A 21280-nucleotide genomic window follows, 5' to 3' on the forward strand; every position below is an offset into this window, starting at 1 on the left:
GAAGGCGGCACCGATGTCCCCACGCCCCGCATCCCGGCGCGCCGTCACGGTCGCCGACATCGCCCGCGCGGCCAAGGTGTCCAAGGCGACGGCCGCCCGCGCCCTGGGCGATTACGGGCAGGTCAGCGATGCGGTCCGCTCGCGCGTGCTGGCCGCGGCGGAGGAGCTCAACTACCGCCCGAACGCACTGGCCCGCTCCATGAACACCGGCCGCTCGAACACGATCGGCGTGGTCGTCGGCGACATCGAGAACCCGTTCTTCGCGCACGCCATGCGCGGAATCTCCGACGTCGCCAGCAAAGCCGGTTACGACGTCATCCTCACCAACTCCGACGAGGATGTGGATGCGGAGGAGGCGGCCGTCGACGTCCTGCTGGACAAGCAGGTCGACGCCCTCATCGTGGCGCCGGCCTCTTCGGCGCGGGTGGCCCACCTGGCCGCCGTCGGCGCCGCCGGCCGCCCACTCGTCCTGCTCGACCGCCGGGCCGACGGCGAGCCCTACGACTCGGTCACGGTCGACAACCGGTCAGCCGCCGCACGAGCCACCGCCGAGCTCCTCGCCGAGGGGCATCGCCGCATCGCCTTCATCTCGACACACGACCACCCGGCGTCGCACTACACGCCCGGCGATCGCATCACCATGTCCAGCGTCGCCGACCGCGTCGCCGGCGTGCTCGAGACGCTCACCGCGGCCGGCATCCCCTCACCCGAGCGCAACATCCGCCTCGACGCCCGCCGACGCGGAGTGGATGTGGTGGCGCGCGAGTTGCTCGACGACGACGACCCCGTGACCGCGATCATCGCGTCCGACAGTCTCATCGCCATGACGGTCTTCCAGACCATCCGGACGCTCGGGCTGCGCATCCCGGACGACGTGTCCCTGATCTCGTTCGACAACCCCGAGTGGACCAGCATCACCACCCCGCCGCTGACGGTCGTGGAGCAGCCGATCTACGAGCTGGGTGCCGCGGCGGCCCGCCGTGCGCTGGAGCGCATCCACGGCGAGCGGGTGGACGACGCCGCGGTCGTCTTCGACGCCGATCTGCTGCATCGCTCGTCGGTCGGACCGGCGCCCCGCGCCGCTGCCCGGCCCGTCGCCGCCCTCACCGATTCCGTGGGTCGCGACACGCCGTAATGGCGGCGCCATAACGGCGTGTTGCGCCCCCTGCATGCGGCTGGGCCGACGTCAGCGACCCGTCTCGCGCGCCGCCTGGATCGCCCGCAGGTCGCCGAGCGCCCGCTCGCTCTCGCGGTTCACGTGTCCGCCGCGCGCGAGGATCGCCGCGGGCAGCCAATCGCTGAGCACGAACCGGCGCCGGCGCGGCGGTTCTCCGCCGTTCGTCCGGGCCGGACGCGCGACCCAGCTGTGTTCCATCCCCTGTGTCCATGTCGTGTTCGCCATGACCTTCACGTTACGGACGTAAAGATTCGGACACGAGATGGCTTCAGGTCTATCTTCGCAAAGATACGGCCATTACACTGACGGCATGATCCGATCCGTCGCGGTTCCCCTCATCGACGAGTTCGCCATGTTCGAGTTCGGGGTCGTCTGCGAGGTCTTCGGCCTCGACCGCAGCTATGCCGGGCTCGAGCCGTTCGACTTCCGCGTCTGCTCCATCACCCCCGGCACTCCCGTCGTCAGCCCGGTCGGCGTGAGCGTCACCGCCCCCTACGGCCTCGAGGCGATGGACGACGCCGACCTCATCGCCGTCCCCGCCGCCACCATCCGCGACGAGTATCCCGAAGAGTTCCTGGATGCGCTCCGCCGGGCATACGACCGTGGCGCGATCCTGCTCAGCGTCTGCTCCGGTGCCTTCGCCCTCGGCGCCGCCGGCCTGCTCGACGGACACGACTGCACCACGCACTGGCGCTACTCCGACCAGCTGCAGCGCCGCTTCCCGGAGGCCCGCGTCGACCCGGACGTACTGTTCGTCGACGACGGCCGCATCATCACCAGCGCGGGAACCTCGGCCGGCATCGACGCCAGCCTCCACCTCGTCCGCCGCGAGCTCGGCAGCGCCGTCGCGAACACGATCGCGCGCAACATGGTCGTGCCGCCGCAGCGCGACGGCGGCCAGCGTCAGTACATCGACAAGCCGGTCAGCGACTGCGAGGACGACACGTTCAGCGAGCTCATCGACTACCTCACCGAACGCCTCGACGAGACCCACACCGTCGGCAGTCTCGCCGAGCGGACGCACATGTCGACCCGCAGCTTCTCGCGGCGCTTCGTCGCGGAGACCGGCGTGCCCCCGATGCAGTGGCTCACCACCCAGCGCATCCTGCACGCCCGGCTGCTGCTGGAGACCACCGACCTGCCCATCGACGAGGTGGCGCGCCAGTGCGGTTTCGGCAGTGCCACCCTCCTGCGCCACCACTTCGACGCCGAGGTCGGCGTGCCCCCGACGCGCTACCGGGCGGCCTTCGCGCGCGCCTGACGTGCCGGCACGTGGCGCCGCGGGTCCGCATCCCGCGAAACCGAATGGTGCGGCGGCACAAGATCGTCGCCACGGTAGTGCCGCAGCAGCCGCCGGTTGCGGAGGGCGAAGTCGCTGCACAGGCCGACGGTGACCAGCCCGCACACGATCACACCCCAGGCACGCGGGTTCTCCCCCTGCGTCGGGATGGCGACGGCGAGCGCGACCGTCGCGACCAGGGTGAGGAGCGCCAGCAGTGCGCCGATCCCCGCCCTCCGCGCCGCCCTGGCGCGATCCGTCCGGTCTCCCATGCACCGGAAACTACTCCGCGGACCGGGTGAACGATAGGCAACATCCGTTCGACATGCCGGTTAACACGACGAAACCCCCGACCGGAATCCGGGTCGGGGGCCTCGTGGTCGTCTGAGGGTCAGTGCTTGAAGGCGTCCTTGATCTTCTCGCCGGCCTGCTTGACGTCGGCCTTGATCTGGTCGCCCTTGCCTTCGGCCTCGAGACGCTCGTCGCCGGTGGCCTTACCCGTGGCCTCCTTGGCGTTTCCGCCCAGCTTCTCTCCGGCGTTCTCGATCTTGTCGTCCAGTCCCATGACGTCCCCTTTCGTGGTCCGTTTCGTCATCGACGCTCCCACCGTTGCGGAGGCGGGTCTACCCCCGCGGAGCGACCTCTCACGTGACGCTCAGGAGGTGCTGTCGCTGCGGTCCAGGCCTTCGAGTGCGGAGGACATCCGGTCGAGGAAGCTCTTCACGATCTCCGCCTGGCGCTCGTCCAGCTCCGAGGCGGCCTCGAGCATCCGGCGGTGCATCGCGTCCAGGGTGTGCCGCACCTCTTCGTCGGCTCCGGGCGTTGCGACGATCACCAGGCTGCGCCGGTCGACAGGATGCGGCTGCCGGGTGACCCAGCCGGCCACGGTCAGGCGGTCGAGCATGACGGTGACCGACGACGACTTCAGCTTGAGGAGAGCACCGAGCTCGGCGGGGGTCGCCGGGACCCCCTCGTTCTGCCGCTTGAGCAGGAACCGCAGAGCGCGCAGATCGTTCTCGCCCATCCGCATGGACTCGCGGGTACGACGACGCATCGCCTGCTCGGCGGCGCGGTAGTCGCGCAGCGCATTCAGGACGTCAACGGTATGCGGGTCCGCACGGTCGTACCAGTACCGCCCGCCGGTCTGTGCTTCGATGGTCCGATTTTACGTGCTGCTGCGCGTGCGGTCGCCGGACCGGTTCGGTTGACCCGCCGCTTCCGCCGCGTCGATGTGGTCGACCGCCTCGCGCATCCTCTGCAGGAAGTCGATGACCACCGCAGCGTCTTCCGGGTCGAGGGAGGCCGCCACGTCGACCAGCTCCTGGCGCATGTCGCCGAGGATCGCCCGCTGCAGTTCGTCCTTCGGAACGGTCGGGACGACGATCAGAGCGCGCCGATCGAAGGGACTCGACTGGCGCTGGATGTGGCCGGCGCGCTCCAGCCGATCGAGCAGGGCGGTCACCGACGAGCTCTGGATGCCGAGGTACTCGGCCAGCTCTTTCGGACCGACCGTACGGCCGGCCTCCTGCGCGCGGAGCAGGTAGCGCATCGCGGAGACGTCGTTCTCGCTCATGCGCAGCACGCCCTCGGACCGTCGGCGCATGGCCGACTCGGCGACGCCGTAGGCGCGCATCGCCTCGAGCACCTCGATGCCGGGAGTGCGCTGGCCCGCGCGCTCCTCGTACCAGTAGTGCGCCGATCCCCGGGTCTCGGACGTCATGCCCTTAACGATAGAGCACCTACAAACTAGACGGCCTAGCTTTTCCCTTTCGGACCTGACGACGGCGAGGGTTCTGGCGTGACGAGGAGCCCGTTGGGCCGGTGCGTGCCATCCATCAGCGACTCGAGCCACTCGCGGTTGAGCGGCGCGATCACTCCCTCGTCGTAGCGGAAGCGGATGGGAAGACCGTTGTCGACCCAGATGGCCTCGCGGCCACCGTCGCCCTCGCGGATCCAGCTGAGGGCGAAGGACTCGCGGCGCCGCAGCTTCGTCGTGATGACGACCTGCACGTGGGCCAGCAGCCGATCCGAGAACTCGTAGTCGGCTCCCCCGTAGCTCAGTACTCCCAACCCACGCCCTCCTCGGTTCCTTCGCTGATCCAGCGGATATGTAGTTAGTCTAATCATATTGCTTGCTCGTCTAGCAAAATGCCGGGCGATCCATTTCAAGCCCTACTCGGCGGCCCCGCCCTCCCGGAGAATGAACGCTGTGAGCACCTACCGCCTCCAGATCTCGCCCGCCTTCACCCTCCGCGACGCCACGCAGGTGCTCGACCACATCCAGCGCCTCGGCGCCGACTGGGTCTACCTGTCGCCCCTCCTGGAGGCGGAGCCGGGTTCGATGCACGGCTACGACGTGGTCGACCACAGTCGAGTGGATGCGTCGCGCGGGGGCCCTGCGGCGCTGCGCGAGTTCGCCGACGCCGCGCACGGCCGGGGCCTCAAGGTGCTCGTCGACATCGTCCCCAACCACATGGGCGTCGCCACCCCCGCGGTCAACGCCTGGTGGTGGGATGTGCTCGAGAACGGCCAGGAGTCGCCGTATGCCTCGTACTTCGACATCGACTGGGAGTTCGGCCACGGACGTCTGCGTCTCCCCATCCTCGGCGACGGCCCGGACGAACAGGACGCCCTCCGCATCGAGGACGGCGAGCTGCGCTACTACGACCACCGCTTCCCGATCGCGGCCGGCACCGGCGATGGAACACCTCGCGAGGTCCACGCCCGCCAGCACTACGAGCTGATGTCCTGGCGCCGGGCCGACGCCGAGCTCAACTACCGCCGGTTCTTCGCCGTCAGCACCCTCGCCGGCCTCCGCGTCGAGGACCAGCGGGTGTTCGACGACACGCACCGCGAAATCGGCCGCTGGCTCGGCGAGGGGCTCGTCGACGGCCTCCGCGTCGATCACCCGGACGGCCTCCGCGACCCCGGCCAGTACCTGGAGCGCCTGCGCGACCTCGCCGGCGACGCCCCGATCTGGGTCGAGAAGATCATCGAGGGCGACGAGCGGATGCCGGACTGGCCCGTGCAGGGCACCACCGGGTATGACGCCCTCGCGATCATCGACCGCGTCTTCGTCGACCCGTCGGGTGAGGGACCGCTGACGGCACTGGCGGGTGAGATCGACGAGCGCGAGGAGAGCCAGGACTGGGTGGAGCTCGTCCACCGCCGCAAGCGCGCCGTCGCCGACGGAATCCTGCGCTCCGAGGTGCTCCGGGTCGTCCGCGAGCTCGGCGAGGGGACGGACGAGGAGATCGCGGACGCCGTCGCGGAGCTGGCGGCGTGGTTCCCCGTGTACCGCAGCTATCTGCCGTACGGCGACGAATACCTGGAGGAGGCACGTCAGGCCGCCGCGGCGACGCGTCCGGACCTCGCACCCGTGATCGCTCGTATCGTCGACCGCCTGGGCGACCGGTTCGAGCAGACCACCGGCGCCATCATGGCGAAGGGCGTGGAGGACAACGCCTTCTACCGCTTCACGCGGCTCGTCTCGCTGACGGAGGTCGGCGCGGACCCGTCCGAGTTCGCGCTCTCGCCGGAGGAGTTCCACCGTCGGCAGAGCGATCGTGAGCGCCGGCTCCCCGAGTCGATGACGGTGCTGTCGACCCACGACACCAAGCGCGGAGAGGACACCCGGGCGCGCATTCACGTGCTGGCCGAGCTGCCGGGCCGCTGGGAGCGGTTCCTGCGCACGGTGCGCGAGCGCGTCGGTTTCGGCGACGGCTCGCTCGAGAGCCTGCTGTGGCAGTCGATCGTCGGCGCGTGGCCCGCGTCGCGGGAGCGCCTGCACGACTACGCCCTGAAAGCAGCGCGCGAGGCGGGCGCATCCACCGGCTGGACCGATCCCGACGAGGCGTTCGAGGAACGGATGTTCGCCGCTGTCGACGCCGCCTTCGACGACGAGCGGGTGCGGGCCGAGGTCGAGGCCCTGGCGGCGGTGATCGAGGCGCCCGGCGCGAGCAACGGCCTCGGCGCCAAGCTCCTGCAGCTGATGGCGCCCGGCATCCCGGACGTGTACCAGGGGTCGGAGCGCTGGGAGCGCTCGCTCGTCGATCCCGACAACCGCCGTCCCGTCGAGTTCGACGCGGCAGCCGCCCTCCTCGCCCACATCGACGAGGGATGGCAGCCCGAGATCGACTCGTCGGGCGCGGCGAAAGAGCTGATCACCGCCAAGGCGCTCCGCCTGCGCCGCGACCGGCCGGAGCTGTTCAGCGGTTACCGTCCCGTCTACGCCGAGGGCTCGCGTGCCGGCCACCTCGTCGGGTTCGACCGCGGCGGTGCGATCGCGCTCGCCACCCGCCTGCCCGTCGGGCTCTCCGCGACCGGCGGATGGGCGGACACCACCATCGACCTGGGAGAGGAGCCCATGCGCGACGAACTCACCGGACGCGACTACTCGGGCCGCGTCCCGCTCGCCTCCGTGTTCGAGACCTACCCGGTCGCCCTGCTGGCGGTGGCCCGATGACCGCCGCCGACCGCCGGTTCCCCGTGTGGGCCCCGGAGGCGCGATCGGTGGATGTGGTGCTCGGCGGCCTGGGCACCTTCCCGCTCGCGCGTGTGCCCGCGTCCGACGCGAGCCCGACCGGCGGATGGTGGGAGCTGGCGGAGGCGCCGGAGCTCCCGACCGAACCCCTCGACTACGGCTTCCTCGTCGACGGCGACGGCCCTTTCCCCGATCCGAGGTCGCGCTGCCAGCCGAACGGCGTGCACGAGCTGAGCCGGGAGTTCGACCCGCGTGCCCACGCCTGGGACGACGGCGCGTGGGAGGGCCGCGACCTGACCGGCGCCGTGATCTACGAGCTGCACATCGGCACCTTCACGCCCGAGGGCACCCTCGACGCCGCCGCCGCGCGGCTCGACCACCTGATCGGCCTCGGCGTCGACGCGATCGAGCTGCTCCCGGTGAACGCCTTCAACGGGACGCACAACTGGGGCTACGACGGCGTGCTCTGGTACGCCGTCCAGGAGCAGTACGGCGGACCGGCGGCGTACCAGCGCTTCGTGGAGGAGTGCCACCGCCGGGGTCTCGCCGTCATCCAGGACGTCGTCTACAACCACCTCGGCCCGAGCGGCAACTACCTGCCGAAGTTCGGCCCGTACCTCGGCCAGGGCGCCAGCACCTGGGGGGTGAACATCAACCTCGACGGCCCGCAGTCCGACGAGGTGCGCCGCTACATCCTCGACAACGCCGAGTACTGGTTGCGCGAGATGCACGTCGACGGTCTGCGGCTGGATGCGGTGCACGCCCTGCAGGACCACCGAGCCACCCACCTGCTCGAGGAGCTCGCGCTCCTCGCCGACGAGCTCGCCGGGGAGACCGGCCGGCCGCGCACCCTGATCGCCGAGAGCGACCTGAACGACCCGAAGCTGATCCGCACCCGCTCGCACCACGGCTACGGCCTCCACGCGCAGTGGGACGACGACGTGCACCACGCGATCCACGCCACCCTGAGCGGCGAGGACACGGGCTACTACAGCGATTTCGCCCGCCCGGAGGCGCTGGTGAAGGTGTTCCAGCGCGGCTTCTTCCACGACGGCACCTGGTCGAGCTTCCGCGAGCGCCACCACGGCCGCCCGATCGACCCGGACATCCCCTTCACCCGCCTGGTCGTGTTCAGCCAGGACCACGACCAGATCGGCAACCGCGCCGCGGGCGACCGCCTCACCGCGACGCTCGACCCCGGACGTCTCGCGGCGGCCGCAGCCCTCACCCTGCTCGGCCCGTTCACGCCGATGCTCTTCATGGGCGAGGAGTGGGCCGCGACGACCCCGTGGCAGTTCTTCACCTCGCATCCCGAGCCCGAATTGGGGAAGGCGACCGCCGAGGGCCGCATCGCGGAGTTCGCCAAGATGGGCTGGGACCCCGCCGTCGTGCCCGACCCGCAGGACCCGGAGACCTTCCTGCGCTCCAAGCTCGACTGGTCGGAGCCGGAGCGACCGCAGAACGCGCGGATGCTCGACTGGTACCGCACCCTCACCGCCCTGCGCCGGACGATCCCCGCCGACGCGCCCGCGACCGAGGTGGCGTACACGGACGGCGTCTTCCGGTTCCGCCGCGGCGAGCTGCTCGTCGAGGTGAGCCTGTCGGGCACGGGCCTCGGCGAAGCGCCGGCGAATGCCGTCGCGGCGTTCGGTGAGGCCGTGCGCGTGACGCGGCGGTAGGTCCGCTTATATATGCAATACTTCTCTCGATAGGGTGGAGGGATGACAGCCGCGGCGCATGACCCCACCACGCAGCAGATGATCGATCGCATCGTCAGCCGCAACTCCGGCCTGCTCGAGCGCCTGCGCGACGCGTAAGCCGCGCGCCTAACGGTCCGCAACCCCCGTGTCAATGCCTGGATGGGTGTGTCACCGCGCAGGTATCGTGGCGTTCTACCGAACGGAGGCACCGTGTCCCGACCCTGCCCCCGGCCCTATCGCCGGACCGCCCCCAGCGCACGCCGCTCGCAGGGGTCGTCCCTGTGACGGCCGCCTCCACGCCGTACCCGCTCGGGGTGACCCTGCGCGACGGCGGCGCGAATGTCGCCGTCTACAGCGAGCGCGCCGACAAGGTCATCGTCTCGATCTTCGACCACCGCGGCCGTGAGAAGCAGACCGTGCTCACCGAGCGCACGGGCCACGTCTTCCACGGGTTCGTCCCCGACCTCACCGCAGGAACGCGATACGGGCTACGCGTGGATGGACCCTGGGATCCGGCCAACGGGCTCCGGTTCTCGCCGGCCAAGGTCCTGCTCGCGCCGCAGGCCCGTGCCGTGACCGGGTCGTGGGACAACACGCAGGCCGTCTTCGGCCACCAGCTCGGCCGCCCGAAGCGCCGCAGCGACACCAACGGCGCCCGCCACGTCGCCCTCGGCATCGCCATCGACCCGCAGGAGTTCGACTGGGGCGACCATGAGCGCCCGCACACCCCGCTCAGCGAGACCATCATCTACGAGCTGCACGTGAAGGGCTTCACGAAGCTGATGGAGTGGGTGCCCGAGGAGTTCCGCGGCACCTACGCCGGGCTGGCGCATCCCGCCGCCGTCGAGTACCTCAAGAACCTCGGCGTCACCGCAGTGGAGCTTCTGCCCATCCACCAGTTCGTTCAGGATGCGCACCTGCAGGAGAAGGGCCTCCGCAACTATTGGGGCTACAACTCCATCGGCTTCTTCGCCCCGCACAACGAGTACTCGGCGACCGGTGACACCGGGCACCAGGTCGACGAGTTCAAGGGCATGGTGAAGGCCCTGCACGCCGCCGGCATCGAGGTCATCCTCGACGTGGTCTACAACCACACCGCGGAGGGCAACGACCTCGGGCCGACGTACAGCTTCAAGGGCATCGACAACCCGTCGTACTACCGGCTCGTCGAGGGGGATGCCGCCCACTACTTCGACACGACCGGCACCGGCAACAGCTTCAACGTGAGCCACCCGGCCGCCCTGCAGGTCATCATGGACTCGCTGCGGTACTGGGTCGAGGACATGCACATCGACGGGTTCCGCTTCGACCTGGCCACGACGCTGACGCGCCAGGGTGGCGACGCCAGCCTCCACAGCGCCTTCCTGACGCTTATCCAGCAGGACCCGACGCTCGCGCAGGTGAAGCTGATCGCCGAGCCGTGGGACGTCGCCGGCTACCAGCTGGGCGGGTTCCCTGCTGGCTGGTCGGAGTGGAACGGCAAGTTCCGCGACGACGTCCGCGACTACTGGCGCGGCACCCCCGGGGTGCTGTCCACCCTGTCGCAGCGGGTGCTCGGCAGCCCGGACATCTACGAGGACTCGCGCCGCGCTCCCCTGTCGAGCGTCAACTTCGTCACCGCGCACGACGGGTTCACGCTCGCCGACCTCACCAGCTACAACGAGAAGCACAACGAGGCGAACGGCGAGGACAACCGCGACGGCGAATCCGACAACCGCTCCAGTAACTACGGCGTTGAGGGTCCGACGGACGACCCCGGCATCAACGCTTTCCGCACGCGGCAGCGCAAGAACTTCCTCGCCACGGTCCTGCTGTCGGCCGGCGTCCCGATGATCCTCGGCGGCGACGAGATCGGGCGCACGCAGCGGGGCAACAACAACGCCTACTGTCAGGACAACGAGATCTCCTGGTTCGACTGGCAGAACGCCGACTGGGAGCTGCACGAGTTCACCTCCAAGCTCATCCGCCTGCGCCGCACCGAGCCCGCCCTCCGGCCGGAGTGGTACCGGCACGCACCCGACGTCGGCGGCCCGGATGTCGTCTGCATCGTCCGGGCGGACGGCGAGCCGTTCGCCGACGAGGACTGGGCGGATCCCGAGGCGCGCTCGATCGCATTCGAGCTGCGGCACGAAGGGGCCGACTCGTTCCTGCTCATGCTGAACGCGGCCGGCAACGGTGTGGAGTTCGTGCTCCCCGACGCCCCGGGTTCGCACTGGGAGCTGGAGCTCTCGAGCGACCCCGAGCTTGCCCTGGCCGACGGCGAGAGCGTCATCCTCGGCGAGTCCTCCTTCGCCCTGCTGAGGTCGCGGAGCAGCTGATGCCCGAGTCCACCATCCCCGCGCTGCTCGGTCGCTACCGGCCGCAGCACGTCATCGGCCGCGGCGGCGAGGCCAGCATCTTCCGCGCGACCGACGAGCTGCTGGGGCGCGAGGTCGCCATCAAGCTGTACCGGTCGGGCGGCGAGGAGGAGATGGCGCAGTACCGCACCGAGCAGGCGGCGCTCGCGCGGTTGAGCCACCACGGCATCGTCTCGCTGATCGACGCCGGGATCGACTACTCCTCTCCGAAGGACCCGCGGCCGTTCCTCATCATGGAGCTGGTCTCCGGCACCGACCTCGCCAGCATGCTGACCCAGCGGGAGCTGACGCTGGAGGAGATCGCGGAGGTCGCCTACGACATCTCCGAGGCGCTTGAGTACGTGCACGCCAACGGGGTGGTGCACCGCGACATCAAGCCGTCGAACATCATGCTCGTGTCGTACGGCACGACGACCTTCCGGGCACGGGCGCGGCTCACCGACTTCGGGATCGCCAGCGGCATCGTCGGAACACCCTCGCAGCCGGATGAGGGCAAGACGACCGGCACGGCGGCCTACCTCAGCCCCGAGCAGGCGATGCGTCAGCCGGCCACCTCGGCGAGCGACATCTACTCGCTGGGGCTCGTCCTGCTGGAGTGCTTCACACGCTCGGTCGCGTACCCCGGCGCCGCCGTCGAGTCGGCGATGGCCCGGCTGGAGCACGAGCCGCCCATCCCGGACGGCCTGCCGGACGTCTGGTCACGCATCCTCCACGCCATGACCTCCATGGATCCGGCCGCGCGTCCCACCGCCGAGCAGCTGACACCGCTGTTCCGCGAGGCGGTCATCTCGGCGGCCGGTCTCCAGCAGCGGGCGTGACGGCGGACCGGATGGAGGCTGCGGCCGCGATCGAGGATCACGCCGCCCTCGGCGACGGCCGCACCGTCGCCCTGATCGACCGCTCCGGCACGGTCGACTGGCTGCCCGTCCCCAACCTCGACTCCGCCCCCGCCTTCGCGGCGCTGCTCGACCCGGAGCGCGGAGGCCGCATCCTGCTGCGTCCCGTCACCGCGTTCCGGACCCGTCGGCGGTACCTTCCCGGCACCAACGTTCTCGAGACGACCTTCATCGCGGAGAACGGCGCGGTGCGGGTCACCGACGCACTGGTCACCGGCGTCGCCGGACGCCTGCCGTGGCTGGAGCTGGCACGCCGCATCGAGGGGGTCAGCGGAACGGTCGTCATGGACTGGGCGGTCGAGCCCGGCACGATGCTCGGCGGGAGCAGCCCGTGGGCGGAGCGAGTGGACGGCAAGCGCATCCTCCGCGTCGGGAAGGTCAACATCGGGGTCACCGGCCTCAACGACGCCGAGGAGGATGCGGATGCGCCCCGGTTCCGCGGTCGCATCCGGGTCGTCGAGGGCTCCCGCCGGACGCTCACCATCGTCGCGACCGACGACGAGCCGCTGCACCTGCCCGATCCGAGCAACGTCGACATCGGGATCGACCGGACGATCGGCAACTGGGAGCTATGGTCCCGGACCTTCTCGTATCAGGGTCCGTGGGATGACGCCGTACAGCGCAGCGCGCTCGCTCTGAAGCTGTTGCTGTACGCGCCGACCGGCGCCATCGCGGCCGCCGCGACCACCTCCCTCCCCGAGACCGACCGCGGCGGCAAGAACTGGGACTACCGCTTCGCGTGGGTCCGCGACACCGCGTACACGCTCCGCGCCCTGGCGCGCTTCGGTCTGCGGGAGGAGACGCACGCCGCGATCTCGTGGCTGCTCCGCGCCGTGAAGGGCGACGTCTCCGAACTGCGGGTGCTGTACGGGCTGCGGGAGGAGTCGACAGCCGAGCCGCAGACGCACGACGTGCCCGGCTGGCGCGGCATCGGACCGGTCGTCACCGGCAACCGGGCGGCCGGCCAGCTGCAACTCGGCGTGTACGGCGATCTCCTCAGCGTCGCGCTCGCCTACGCCGCCGCCGGCAACGTGCTCGACGTCCCGACCCGCCGACTGGTCGCAGACGTGGCCGACCGCGTCTGCGACATCTGGCGCCTGCCCGACTCCGGGATGTGGGAGCTCAGCGAACTCCGCCACCACACCTCGTCGAAGATGGGATGCTGGCAGGCGCTGCAGGCCGCCCTGCAGCTCGTCGAGCTGGGTCAGATCGAAGGCAATCCGTCGCGCTGGCGTCGGGAGGCCGACGCCATCCACGCCTGGGTGGATGAGCGGTGCTGGTCCGAGCGCCTCGGCGCGTACACGATGGCCGCCGACGACGACGAGCTCGATGCGTCGGTGCTGCTCCATGCTCTCAGCGGCTTCGACCGGGGCGAACGGATGCGCTCCACCATCGTCGCGCTCCGGCGCGAGCTGGGCGACGGTCCGCTGCTCTACCGCTTCACCGGCGCGGCAGCCGAGGGCGAGCGCCCGTTCACCGCGTGCTCCTTCTGGCTCGCCGCCGCCCTGGCCTGCGTCGGCGAGATCGACGAGGCGACGACGCTGATGGATGACCTGGTCGGCCGCTCGAACGACGTCGGCCTCTACGCCGAGATGATGGATGCGGACGGCGCCTTCTGGGGCAACTTCCCGCAGGCGCTCTCCCACCTGGGACTGATCGACGCGGCCCTGACCATCGCCGACCTGCGTCCCTGACCGCGCCCGCCGCCGTCGGAAACGGACGACATCGTGCGGGCTCCGCCCCGCATCCGCCTCCGTCCGGGCCATTCCGCCGGCGTGTCGGCCCGCGGCACCTCCCTTTCGCGCACGCCGGCCGGTCAGCGCGCCCGTGCGGCCAGCATCTCCGCGATCGCGTGCGGAACCGTCTCGTCCTGCAGCGAGGTCGTATCGCCGAGCGGCCGGCCGTCGAACAGGTCGACCAGCAGGCGGCGCATGATTTTGCCCGACCGCGTCTTCGGAAGGTCACCGACGATGACCACGTGACGCGGCTTCGCGATCGCGCCGATCTCGCGCGTGACCTGGTCGCGGAGGTCCGCCTCCCCCGGCGTCTCTCCCGACGGGACCACGAACGCGGCGACCGCCTGTCCGGTCGTGTCGTCGCCCACGCCGACGACGGCCGCCTCGGCGACCCGGGGATGCGCAACGAGCGCCGACTCGATCTCGATGGTCGACAACCGGTGACCGGAGACGTTGATCACGTCGTCGAGACGGCCGAGCAGCCAGATGTATCCATCGTCGTCGACCGCGGCGCCGTCTCCGGCCAGGAAGTACCCGCGGTCGGCGTACGGCCGCCAGTACGAGTCTCTGTAGCGTTCCGGGTCGCCCCATACCGTGCGCGACATGGCCGGCCACGTGCCGTCGATGACGATCGAGCCGCCCGAGCCGCGGGGCACATCCTCGCCTCGCTCGTCGACGACCCGCACCGTGACGCCGGGCACAGCGACCGTCGCCGAGCCGGGCTTCAGCGCGGTCACCCCGGGCAGCGGGGCGACGATCGCGGCGCCGGACTCGGACTGCCACCACGTGTCGACCACCGGCGCGCGTCCCGCACCGAGGTTCTCGCGGAACCAGACCCACGCCTCCGGGTTGATCGCCTCGCCGACCGTCCCGAGAAGCCGGATGCTGGAGAGGTCCCAACGCTCCCCCGGCCCCTCCGGGAACCAGGTCATGAAGGTGCGGATCAGCGTCGGCGCCGTGTAGTACGTCGTCACCCCGTAGCTCTCGATGATCTCGAAGTGTCGGCCGGTGTGCGGGGTGTTCGGCGTCCCCTCGTAGATGACAGAGGTCGCGCCGTTCGACAGCGGGCCGTACAGCACGTAGGTGTGCGCGGTGACCCAGGCGAGGTCCGCCGTGCACCAGTACACGTCGTCGTCCTTGGCGTCGAAGAGCGCCCAGTGGCTCCACGACGCCTGCGTCAGGTAGCCGCCGGTGGTGTGGACGACGCCCTTCGGCCGCCCCGTCGTCCCCGACGTATAGATGATGAACAGCGGCGTCTCGGCGTCGAAGGATTCAGCCTCGTGCACGTCGGGCGCCGTCTCGACGACCTCGTGCCACCACACGTCGCGTCCGGGCGTCCAGGGCACGTCCGGCGTCAGGTCGCCCGTCCGCCGGACGACCAGCACATGCTCGATCGCGTTGTCGCCGGCGACCGCCGCATCCGCATTCGCCTTGACAGCCACGGCGGATCCCCGGCGGAACTGCCCGTCGGAGGTCACCAGCAGTTTGGCTCCCGTGTCCTCCACGCGGAAGCGCAGCGCCTCTGCCGAGAAGCCACCGAACACGAGCGAGTGGATGGCGCCCACGCGCGCGATCGCCAGGGTGATGACGACCGTCTCGGGGATGACGGGGAGGTACACGACGACGCGGTCCCCCTTCCCGACGCCCAACGCCGTGAGGGCGTTCGCCGCCTGCGCCACCCGCCGCTGAAGGTCCGCGTATGTGATCGTCTCGCGGTCGCCCGGCTCGCCCTCGAAGTGCAGGGCGACGCGGTCGCCCCGGCCGGCGGCGACGTGTCGGTCGACGCAGTTGACGGCCGCGTTGAGGCGGCCGCCCGCGAACCACTCGGCCCGCGGCACCGTCAGCTCGCCGTCGTCACCGGGCGCGGCCGGTTGCCACGTGTGTGCCGTGTGCCATGGTTCCGCCCAATCGAGGCGGGCGGCCTGGCGCTCCCAGAAGGCCACCGGGTCGGCGGCGGCCTCCGCGAACACGGAGGCGTCGACGTTCGCCTGCGCCGCGAACTCCTCGGATGGCCGGTACAGCCGCGTCTCGCGGCCCAGGTTCTCGATCGGGGTGCTCACCCTCCGACGCTATCCGCCCCACCGCCTGCGCCCCTCCGCCCTCGCAACCTTCCGTAACCCGGCGCATCCCCAACGTCGAGTCCGCAAACTTTGCACGCCGCGACGGCGATTCGTGTGCAATTTGTGCGGACTCGACGGTGGGGGGTGAGGGGTCAGGCGCCGACGTAGCGGGCGAGGTGCTCGCCGGTGAGAGTGGAGCGGGCGACGACGAGGTCGGCGGGGGTGCCCTCGAAGACGAGCCGGCCGCCGTCGTGGCCGGCTCCGGGACCGAGGTCGATGATCCAGTCGGCGTGCGCCATCACGGCCTGGTGGTGCTCGATCACGATCACCGACTTTCCCGCGTCGACGAGCCGATCGAGCAGTCCGAGCAGCTGCTCCACGTCTGCCAGGTGCAGACCGGTCGTCGGCTCGTCGAGCACGTACACCCCGCCCTTCTCGGCCATGTGCGTCGCCAGCTTGAGCCGCTGCCGTTCGCCGCCCGAGAGCGTGGTGAGCGGCTGACCGATCGTCAGATAGCCGAGCCCCACATCCGACAGCCGCTGCAGGATGGCGTGCGCAGCGGGCAGCTTCGCCTCCCCTCCCGCGAAGAACTCCTCGGCCTCGGTGACCGGCATCGCCAGCACCTCACTGATGTCGCGGCCACCCAGGTGGTACTCGAGCACCGACTCGTCGAAGCGCTTGCCCTCGCACACCTCGCACACCGTCGAGACGCCGGCCATCACGCCGAGGTCGGTGTAGATGACGCCGGCGCCATTGCAGTTCGGGCACGCGCCCTCGGAGTTGGCGCTGAACAGAGCGGGCTTCACCCCGTTGGCCTTCGCGAACGCCTTGCGGATCGGCTCCAGCATCCCGGTGTAGGTCGCCGGGTTGCTGCGGCGCGAGCCGCGGATCGCGCCCTGATCGACCGACACGACGCCGTCGCGCGGCGCCACGGACCCGTGGATGAGGGAGCTCTTCCCCGACCCGGCCACCCCCGTGACGACCACCAGCACGCCGAGCGGGATGTCGACATCCACGCCCTGCAGGTTGTGCTCGGAGGCGCCGCGCACCTCGAGTGCTCCCTTCGGCGTCCGCACCGCCTTCTTGAGGTGCGCGCGGTCGTCGAGGTGCCGCCCGGTGAGGGTGTCGCTCGAGCGGAGCTCCTCCACCGTGCCCTCGAAGACGACCTCGCCTCCGGCCGAGCCGGCTCGCGGACCGAGGTCCACGACGTGGTCCGCGATCGCGATCGCCTCCGGCTTGTGCTCGACCACGAGCACCGTGTTCCCCTTGTCGCGCAGCTGCAACAGCAGCTCGTTCATCCGCTGGATGTCGTGCGGATGCAGCCCGACGGTCGGCTCGTCGAAGACATACGTGACATCGGTGAGCGACGACCCCAGGTGGCGGATCATCTTCGTGCGCTGCGCCTCGCCGCCCGACAGCGTGCCGGAGGGGCGGTCGAGCGACAGGTAGCCGAGGCCGATGTCGACGAACGAGTCGAGCAGGTGCTGCAGGTTCTTGATCAGTGGACGGACGGACGGCTCATCGAGCCCGCGCACCCAGTCCGACAGGTCGGTGATCTGCATGGCACAGGCGTCGGCGATGCTGATGCCGGCGATCTTCGACGACCGCGCGCCCTCGCTCAGCCGGGTGCCGCCGCATTCGGGACACGTCGCGAAGGTGACGGCGCGCTCCACGAACGCGCGGATGTGCGGCTGCATCGCGTCGACATCCTTCGACAGCATCGACTTCTGGACCTTGGGGACGAGTCCCTCGTAGGTCATGTTGATGCCCTCGATCTTCACCTTGACCGGCTCTTTGTAGAGGAAGTCCTGGCGTTCTTGCTCGGTGAACTCGCGGATCGGCTTGTCCGCGGGCACGAAGCCCGAGCTTCCGATGATCCGCACCGCCCAGCCGTCGGCCGTGTAGCCCGGGATGGTGATGGCGCCCTCCGCGAGCGACTTGCTGTCGTCGAAGAGCTGGGTGAGGTCGATGTCGCTCACGCTGCCCATGCCCTCGCAGCGCGGGCACATGCCGCCGAGCTGCGTGAACTCGCGCGACTCCGTCTTGCCGCCGACGGTGATCGCGCCGCGTCCGGTGACCGAGGGGATGTTGAACGAGAAGGCCTGCGGCGAGCCGATGTGCGGCCGACCGAGCCGGCTGAACAGGATGCGCAGCATCGCGTTCGCGTCGGTCACCGTGCCGACCGTCGACCGCGCGTTCGCGCCCATGCGCTCCTGGTCGACGATGATGGCGGTCGTCAGCCCTTCGAGCACGTCGACGTCCGGTCGGGCCAGCGACGGCATGAATCCCTGGACGAACGCGCTGTAGGTCTCGTTGATCATGCGCTGCGACTCGGCGGCGATCGTGCCGAACACCAGCGAGCTCTTGCCCGACCCCGAGACGCCTGTGAACACCGTCAGCCGCCGCTTGGGCAGCTCGACGCTGACGTCTTTCAGGTTGTTCTCGCGCGCCCCCTGGACGCGGATCAGATCGTGGCTGTCGGCCGCTGCGGTCATGTCGAATCCCTCCGTCGAACGCGACCCACGGTATATCAGGCGGTCGATTCTGCGGCCAGGATGCGGTAACGCAGCCGGGCGAACTGACCGACCGCCTCCGCGGATTCGAGGTGCAGGCGGTCGGACTCCACCCGCCGCGGGAAGAGCGGCGCGCCGCCGGTCAGCGCGACCGGCGCGATCGACACCGCCAGCTCATCCAGCGCGCCTGCGTCGAAGAACTGCCCCGCCAGGTCCCCTCCCCCGACGACCCAGATGTCGCCGTCGCCCGCCGCCTCGCGGATCGCGGGCAGCGCATCCGCCACCGAGCCGGAGACGAAGCGGATGTCCGCTCCCTCGGGCACAGGAAGCTCGCGGTGGGTGAACACGAAGGTCGGGCGCGTGCCGTGGAATTCCTGCCACTTCTCCGGCGCCTCGAGGATGCCGCTCTCGCGCAGCACCCACTCGTACGTCGTGCGCCCCTCGACCATCACGGTCGCTCCACGGGGGATCAGGCTCTCGTCCGGCTCCTCTCCGCCGGGCACCGCGAACAGCCAGGACAGCGAGTCGTGCTCATCGGCGATCCACCCGTTGATGGTCGCGGCCGTGTCGAAGACGATTCTCCCCATGCGCCCGACGGTACCGGCCACCACCGACACGGTGGGAGCATGGTGCGCATGGATGCCGTCGACGCGCTGAACGAGATCGCCTTCTGGCTGGAGCGGGAGCTCGCCCCGAGCTTCAAAGTGCAGGCCTTCCGCCGCGCGGCAGCCACGATCGCGCCCTTCGACCAGGAGGAGCTCGCCGCGCGGGTCGCCGACGGCAGGCTCAAGCGCACCAAGGGCATCGGCGACCGTACCTTCCAGGTCATCGCGCAGGCGGTGGAGGGCAGCGTACCGGACTACCTGGCCGACCTGCGCGAGCGCAACGCACAGCCCCTCGAGACGGCAGGCGCGGACCTGCTCGCCCAGCTCCGAGGCGATCTGCACAGCCACACCGAGTGGTCGGACGGCACGGTCCCGATCGAGGTCATGGCCGCGGCCGCCGCGACGCTCGGCCGCGAGTACCAGGCGATCACCGACCACTCCCCCACGCTCACGGTGGCGAGCGGCCTCAGCGCCGAGCGCCTGGAGGAGCAGCTGGACGTCATCGCAAGACTCGACACCGGCTCCGTGACCCTGCTCCGCGGGATCGAGGTCGACATCCTCGAGGACGGCACACTCGATCAGACGCCCGACCTGCTGGACCGATTGGATGTGGTGGTCGGCAGTGTCCACTCCAAGCTCCGCTCCGACAAGCGGACGATGACGAAGCGCATGCTGGGCGGCATCCGCGACCCGCACACGAACGTCCTCGGCCACTGCACCGGCCGCCTGGTGCAGGGCTCGCGCGGCACCCGGCCGCCGTCGGAGTTCGATGCGGATGCGGTGTTCGCAGCGTGCGTCGAGAACCAGGTCGCCGTCGAGATCAACTCGCGGCCGGAACGTCAGGACCCGCCGGACGACCTCATCCAGCGCGCCCTCGACGCGGGATGCTTCTTCTCGATCGACACGGACGCGCACGCACCCGGCCAGCTCGACTTTCTCGCGTACGGCGCAGCGCGCGCCGCCGCGAACGGCGTTCCCGCCGACAGAATCATCACGACCTGGCCGCTGGACCGCCTGCGCACCTGGCTCGCCAAGTCCTGACGCCGCACCCCGCCCATCCCGCGTCGAAGTGCACGTAGTGGCGGCTATCCCGGCGGAATAGCCACCACTACGTGCACCTCGACGAGGGGGTCAGAGCCCCCAGGCGGAGGCGGGAGCCTGCACGATCTCGACTGGGCGCGTGCTCCAGTGCGTGCCGTTGCCGTAGTGGCTGGTCGCCCAGGGCGAGGCCCAGATCGCGGCGGCGGTCGCATCGGCGGAGGTGCCGGCTTCGAACCCGGCCACGATGTCCGGGTAGCCGCGCTGCAGGTTCTTCGCGCAGTACTCGGCGGCGGTGATCAGGTCCGGGTAGCTGCCGAGGCCCGCTCCACCGCCCGACCCGTAGCCGTTGTTGAGAGGATTGTTACGGTTCCACCAGTCCGGCGGACCGTTCTCCTGGCGCATCCAGCGCAGCATCACCGTCACGTTCGCGTCGGTCTGCGGCCAGCCGCCGAACATCAGCACCAGCTTCGCCCAGGCCTCGTTGGTGCCGACGCGGGCGAGCGTCTGCAGCCCGTCGGTCGCGCTCAGGTTCTCGCGGTTGACGACGGGGGCGGCGATCGTCGCATCCACCAGCAGCTCCTGGGCGGGCGCCGGTGCAGCCGCGGCGGCCGCAGTCGAGCCGGACGCGCCGTCACCCGGCGCGAGCGTCGTCGACGGCGCGACGAGGAGGGTGGATGCGAGCGCGTCATCCGTCGGAACGATCGAGAATCCGCACACCAGGCCGATGACCGCGAGGCTCACGCCGATGCGGTGCTGAAGCGGCAGCAGGGGGCGTCTCCGCGACCTCGGCAGCCGGATCCGCACGCGCTGCGTCGGCACAGCGGCGCGACGGCCTGCCGAGCGGCGGCCGCGGGAACGACGGGGGGCGGATGCGGAATGCATACCCGACGAAGGGTACCAGCGTCCCGCTGAATCGCCACCGGGAGTTCTAGCCGGTGACCTCGTTGAGGCGGCCGAGCAGCTCCGCCAGGCGACGCACATCCTTCTCGCCCCAACGCCGGAGACCCCGGTACAGCGTCGCCTGGTCGGCGGCGCGCACCTCGTTGACCTTCTCGATGGCCTCGGGCGTCGCCGCGATGAAGCTGGCCCGTCGGTCGGTCGGGTCGGTCTTGCGCTCGATGAAGCCCATGTCCTCCAGCAGCTTCACCTGCCGGCTGATCACGCTCTTGTCGGTGTAGAGCGTGGCGGCGAGGGCTCCGGCGTGGATGGGGCCGCTGCGCACGATCGTCGTCAGCAGTTTGTAGCTTCCCGGCTGCAGGTCCGGGTGGATGCGGACCGCACGGTCGCGCATGGCCGTGCCGACCTGGTTGAACAGCCGGGTGAACTGCTCCTCCACCTCGGAGATGGCCGCGTCGCTCGCCGGTTCCGGGGCGGCGGGAAGGGTGGCGGCGGAGCCCGCCGCCACCCGATCCGTGTTGTCCATGGCCGCGATC

Annotated in this window: 19 protein-coding genes; 8 read left to right on the forward strand and 11 right to left on the reverse strand. The window is 70.3% G+C overall.

All coding sequences use genetic code 11. The annotated features are described in order from the left end of the window. Positions 1 to 13: 13 nt before the first annotated feature. On the forward strand, positions 14 to 1135 hold the full coding sequence (locus BLR91_RS16800; protein ID WP_089879853.1) for a LacI family DNA-binding transcriptional regulator: 1122 nt from the start codon (positions 14 to 16) through the stop codon (positions 1133 to 1135). Positions 1136 to 1186: 51 nt separating this feature from the next. Here BLR91_RS16800 and BLR91_RS16805 read toward each other — a convergent pair whose 3' ends face one another. Beyond that, on the reverse strand, positions 1187 to 1402 hold the full coding sequence (locus BLR91_RS16805; RefSeq protein ID WP_231918967.1) for a hypothetical protein: 216 nt from the start codon (positions 1400 to 1402) through the stop codon (positions 1187 to 1189). An 85-nt stretch (positions 1403 to 1487) separates the two neighbouring features. Here BLR91_RS16805 and BLR91_RS16810 point away from each other — a divergent pair, with 85 nt between their 5' ends. Further along, on the forward strand, positions 1488 to 2438 hold the full coding sequence (locus tag BLR91_RS16810) for a helix-turn-helix domain-containing protein (RefSeq protein WP_089879847.1): 951 nt from the start codon (positions 1488 to 1490) through the stop codon (positions 2436 to 2438). On the opposite strand, the gene BLR91_RS16815 is transcribed toward BLR91_RS16810, so the two are convergent. The 5 genes from BLR91_RS16815 to BLR91_RS16835 all read right to left on the reverse strand — a co-directional run bounded on the left by BLR91_RS16815 (position 2411) and on the right by BLR91_RS16835 (position 4526). Further along, positions 2411 to 2728, reverse strand: coding sequence for a hypothetical protein (locus BLR91_RS16815; RefSeq protein ID WP_089879845.1), 318 nt, complete (start codon positions 2726 to 2728; stop codon positions 2411 to 2413). The genes BLR91_RS16810 and BLR91_RS16815 overlap by 28 nt on opposite strands. A gap of 119 nt (positions 2729 to 2847) precedes the next feature. Continuing rightward, positions 2848 to 3021, reverse strand: coding sequence for a CsbD family protein (locus BLR91_RS16820; protein WP_018189266.1), 174 nt, complete (start codon positions 3019 to 3021; stop codon positions 2848 to 2850). A gap of 90 nt (positions 3022 to 3111) precedes the next feature. Further along, positions 3112 to 3510 (reverse strand): MarR family winged helix-turn-helix transcriptional regulator, encoded by a 399-nt coding sequence (locus tag BLR91_RS16825; RefSeq protein ID WP_231918968.1) that lies wholly within the window; start codon positions 3508 to 3510, stop codon positions 3112 to 3114. Positions 3511 to 3621: 111 nt separating this feature from the next. Continuing rightward, positions 3622 to 4176 carry a MarR family winged helix-turn-helix transcriptional regulator gene (locus BLR91_RS16830; protein ID WP_089879837.1) on the reverse strand — a complete coding sequence of 185 codons (555 nt, stop codon included), beginning with the start codon at positions 4174 to 4176 and terminating at the stop codon, positions 3622 to 3624. A 35-nt stretch (positions 4177 to 4211) separates the two neighbouring features. Continuing rightward, a complete protein-coding gene (locus BLR91_RS16835) occupies positions 4212 to 4526 on the reverse strand; it encodes a DUF7882 family protein (protein ID WP_018189263.1) in 315 nt (104 codons plus the stop codon). A 130-nt stretch (positions 4527 to 4656) separates the two neighbouring features. Between BLR91_RS16835 and treY the strand changes: the two genes are divergently transcribed. The 5 genes from treY to BLR91_RS16860 all read left to right on the forward strand — a co-directional run bounded on the left by treY (position 4657) and on the right by BLR91_RS16860 (position 13586). After that, positions 4657 to 6921, forward strand: a complete 2265-nt coding sequence (treY, locus tag BLR91_RS16840; protein WP_089879835.1) for a malto-oligosyltrehalose synthase — start codon at positions 4657 to 4659, stop codon at positions 6919 to 6921. After that, entirely contained in the window at positions 6918 to 8618 is a 1701-nt protein-coding gene (gene treZ, locus BLR91_RS16845) for a malto-oligosyltrehalose trehalohydrolase (RefSeq protein WP_089879832.1), read from the forward strand. The genes treY and treZ overlap by 4 nt, the downstream gene beginning before the upstream one ends. Positions 8619 to 8920: 302 nt before the next feature. Further along, positions 8921 to 10957, forward strand: a complete 2037-nt coding sequence (gene glgX / locus BLR91_RS16850) for a glycogen debranching protein GlgX (RefSeq protein WP_018189258.1) — start codon at positions 8921 to 8923, stop codon at positions 10955 to 10957. Next, on the forward strand, positions 10957 to 11814 hold the full coding sequence (locus BLR91_RS16855) for a serine/threonine-protein kinase (protein WP_089879829.1): 858 nt from the start codon (positions 10957 to 10959) through the stop codon (positions 11812 to 11814). The genes glgX and BLR91_RS16855 overlap by 1 nt, the downstream gene beginning before the upstream one ends. After that, positions 11811 to 13586 (forward strand): glycoside hydrolase family 15 protein, encoded by a 1776-nt coding sequence (locus BLR91_RS16860; protein ID WP_089879825.1) that lies wholly within the window; start codon positions 11811 to 11813, stop codon positions 13584 to 13586. The genes BLR91_RS16855 and BLR91_RS16860 overlap by 4 nt, the downstream gene beginning before the upstream one ends. Before the next feature lie 122 nt (positions 13587 to 13708). Here the strand turns inward: BLR91_RS16860 and acs are convergent, their stop codons facing one another. From acs to BLR91_RS16875, 3 genes are all read right to left on the reverse strand, one after another. Continuing rightward, the gene (gene acs / locus BLR91_RS16865) at positions 13709 to 15688 is read right to left on the reverse strand and encodes an acetate--CoA ligase (protein ID WP_089879823.1); all 1980 of its coding nucleotides are present in this window, start codon (positions 15686 to 15688) and stop codon (positions 13709 to 13711) included. Positions 15689 to 15840: 152 nt separating this feature from the next. Next, complete coding sequence (locus tag BLR91_RS16870; protein WP_089879820.1) at positions 15841 to 18183, reverse strand: ATP-binding cassette domain-containing protein; 2343 nt, start codon at positions 18181 to 18183, stop codon at positions 15841 to 15843. Between the two features lie 35 nt (positions 18184 to 18218). Further along, complete coding sequence (locus BLR91_RS16875; RefSeq protein ID WP_089879816.1) at positions 18219 to 18788, reverse strand: dihydrofolate reductase family protein; 570 nt, start codon at positions 18786 to 18788, stop codon at positions 18219 to 18221. A 48-nt stretch (positions 18789 to 18836) separates the two neighbouring features. Between BLR91_RS16875 and BLR91_RS16880 the strand changes: the two genes are divergently transcribed. Continuing rightward, complete coding sequence (locus tag BLR91_RS16880; protein ID WP_089881727.1) at positions 18837 to 19847, forward strand: PHP domain-containing protein; 1011 nt, start codon at positions 18837 to 18839, stop codon at positions 19845 to 19847. Between the two features lie 90 nt (positions 19848 to 19937). On the opposite strand, the gene BLR91_RS16885 is transcribed toward BLR91_RS16880, so the two are convergent. Both BLR91_RS16885 and BLR91_RS16890 read right to left on the reverse strand, forming a co-directional pair. Then, the gene (locus BLR91_RS16885; protein WP_231918969.1) at positions 19938 to 20729 is read right to left on the reverse strand and encodes a hypothetical protein; all 792 of its coding nucleotides are present in this window, start codon (positions 20727 to 20729) and stop codon (positions 19938 to 19940) included. Between the two features lie 46 nt (positions 20730 to 20775). Next, a complete protein-coding gene (locus tag BLR91_RS16890; protein ID WP_231918970.1) occupies positions 20776 to 21270 on the reverse strand; it encodes a MarR family winged helix-turn-helix transcriptional regulator in 495 nt (164 codons plus the stop codon). Positions 21271 to 21280 lie beyond the last annotated feature (10 nt).

Origin of the sequence: Leifsonia sp. 466MF (assembly GCF_900100265.1) — a bacterium.
Taxonomy (GTDB): domain Bacteria; phylum Actinomycetota; class Actinomycetes; order Actinomycetales; family Microbacteriaceae; genus Leifsonia.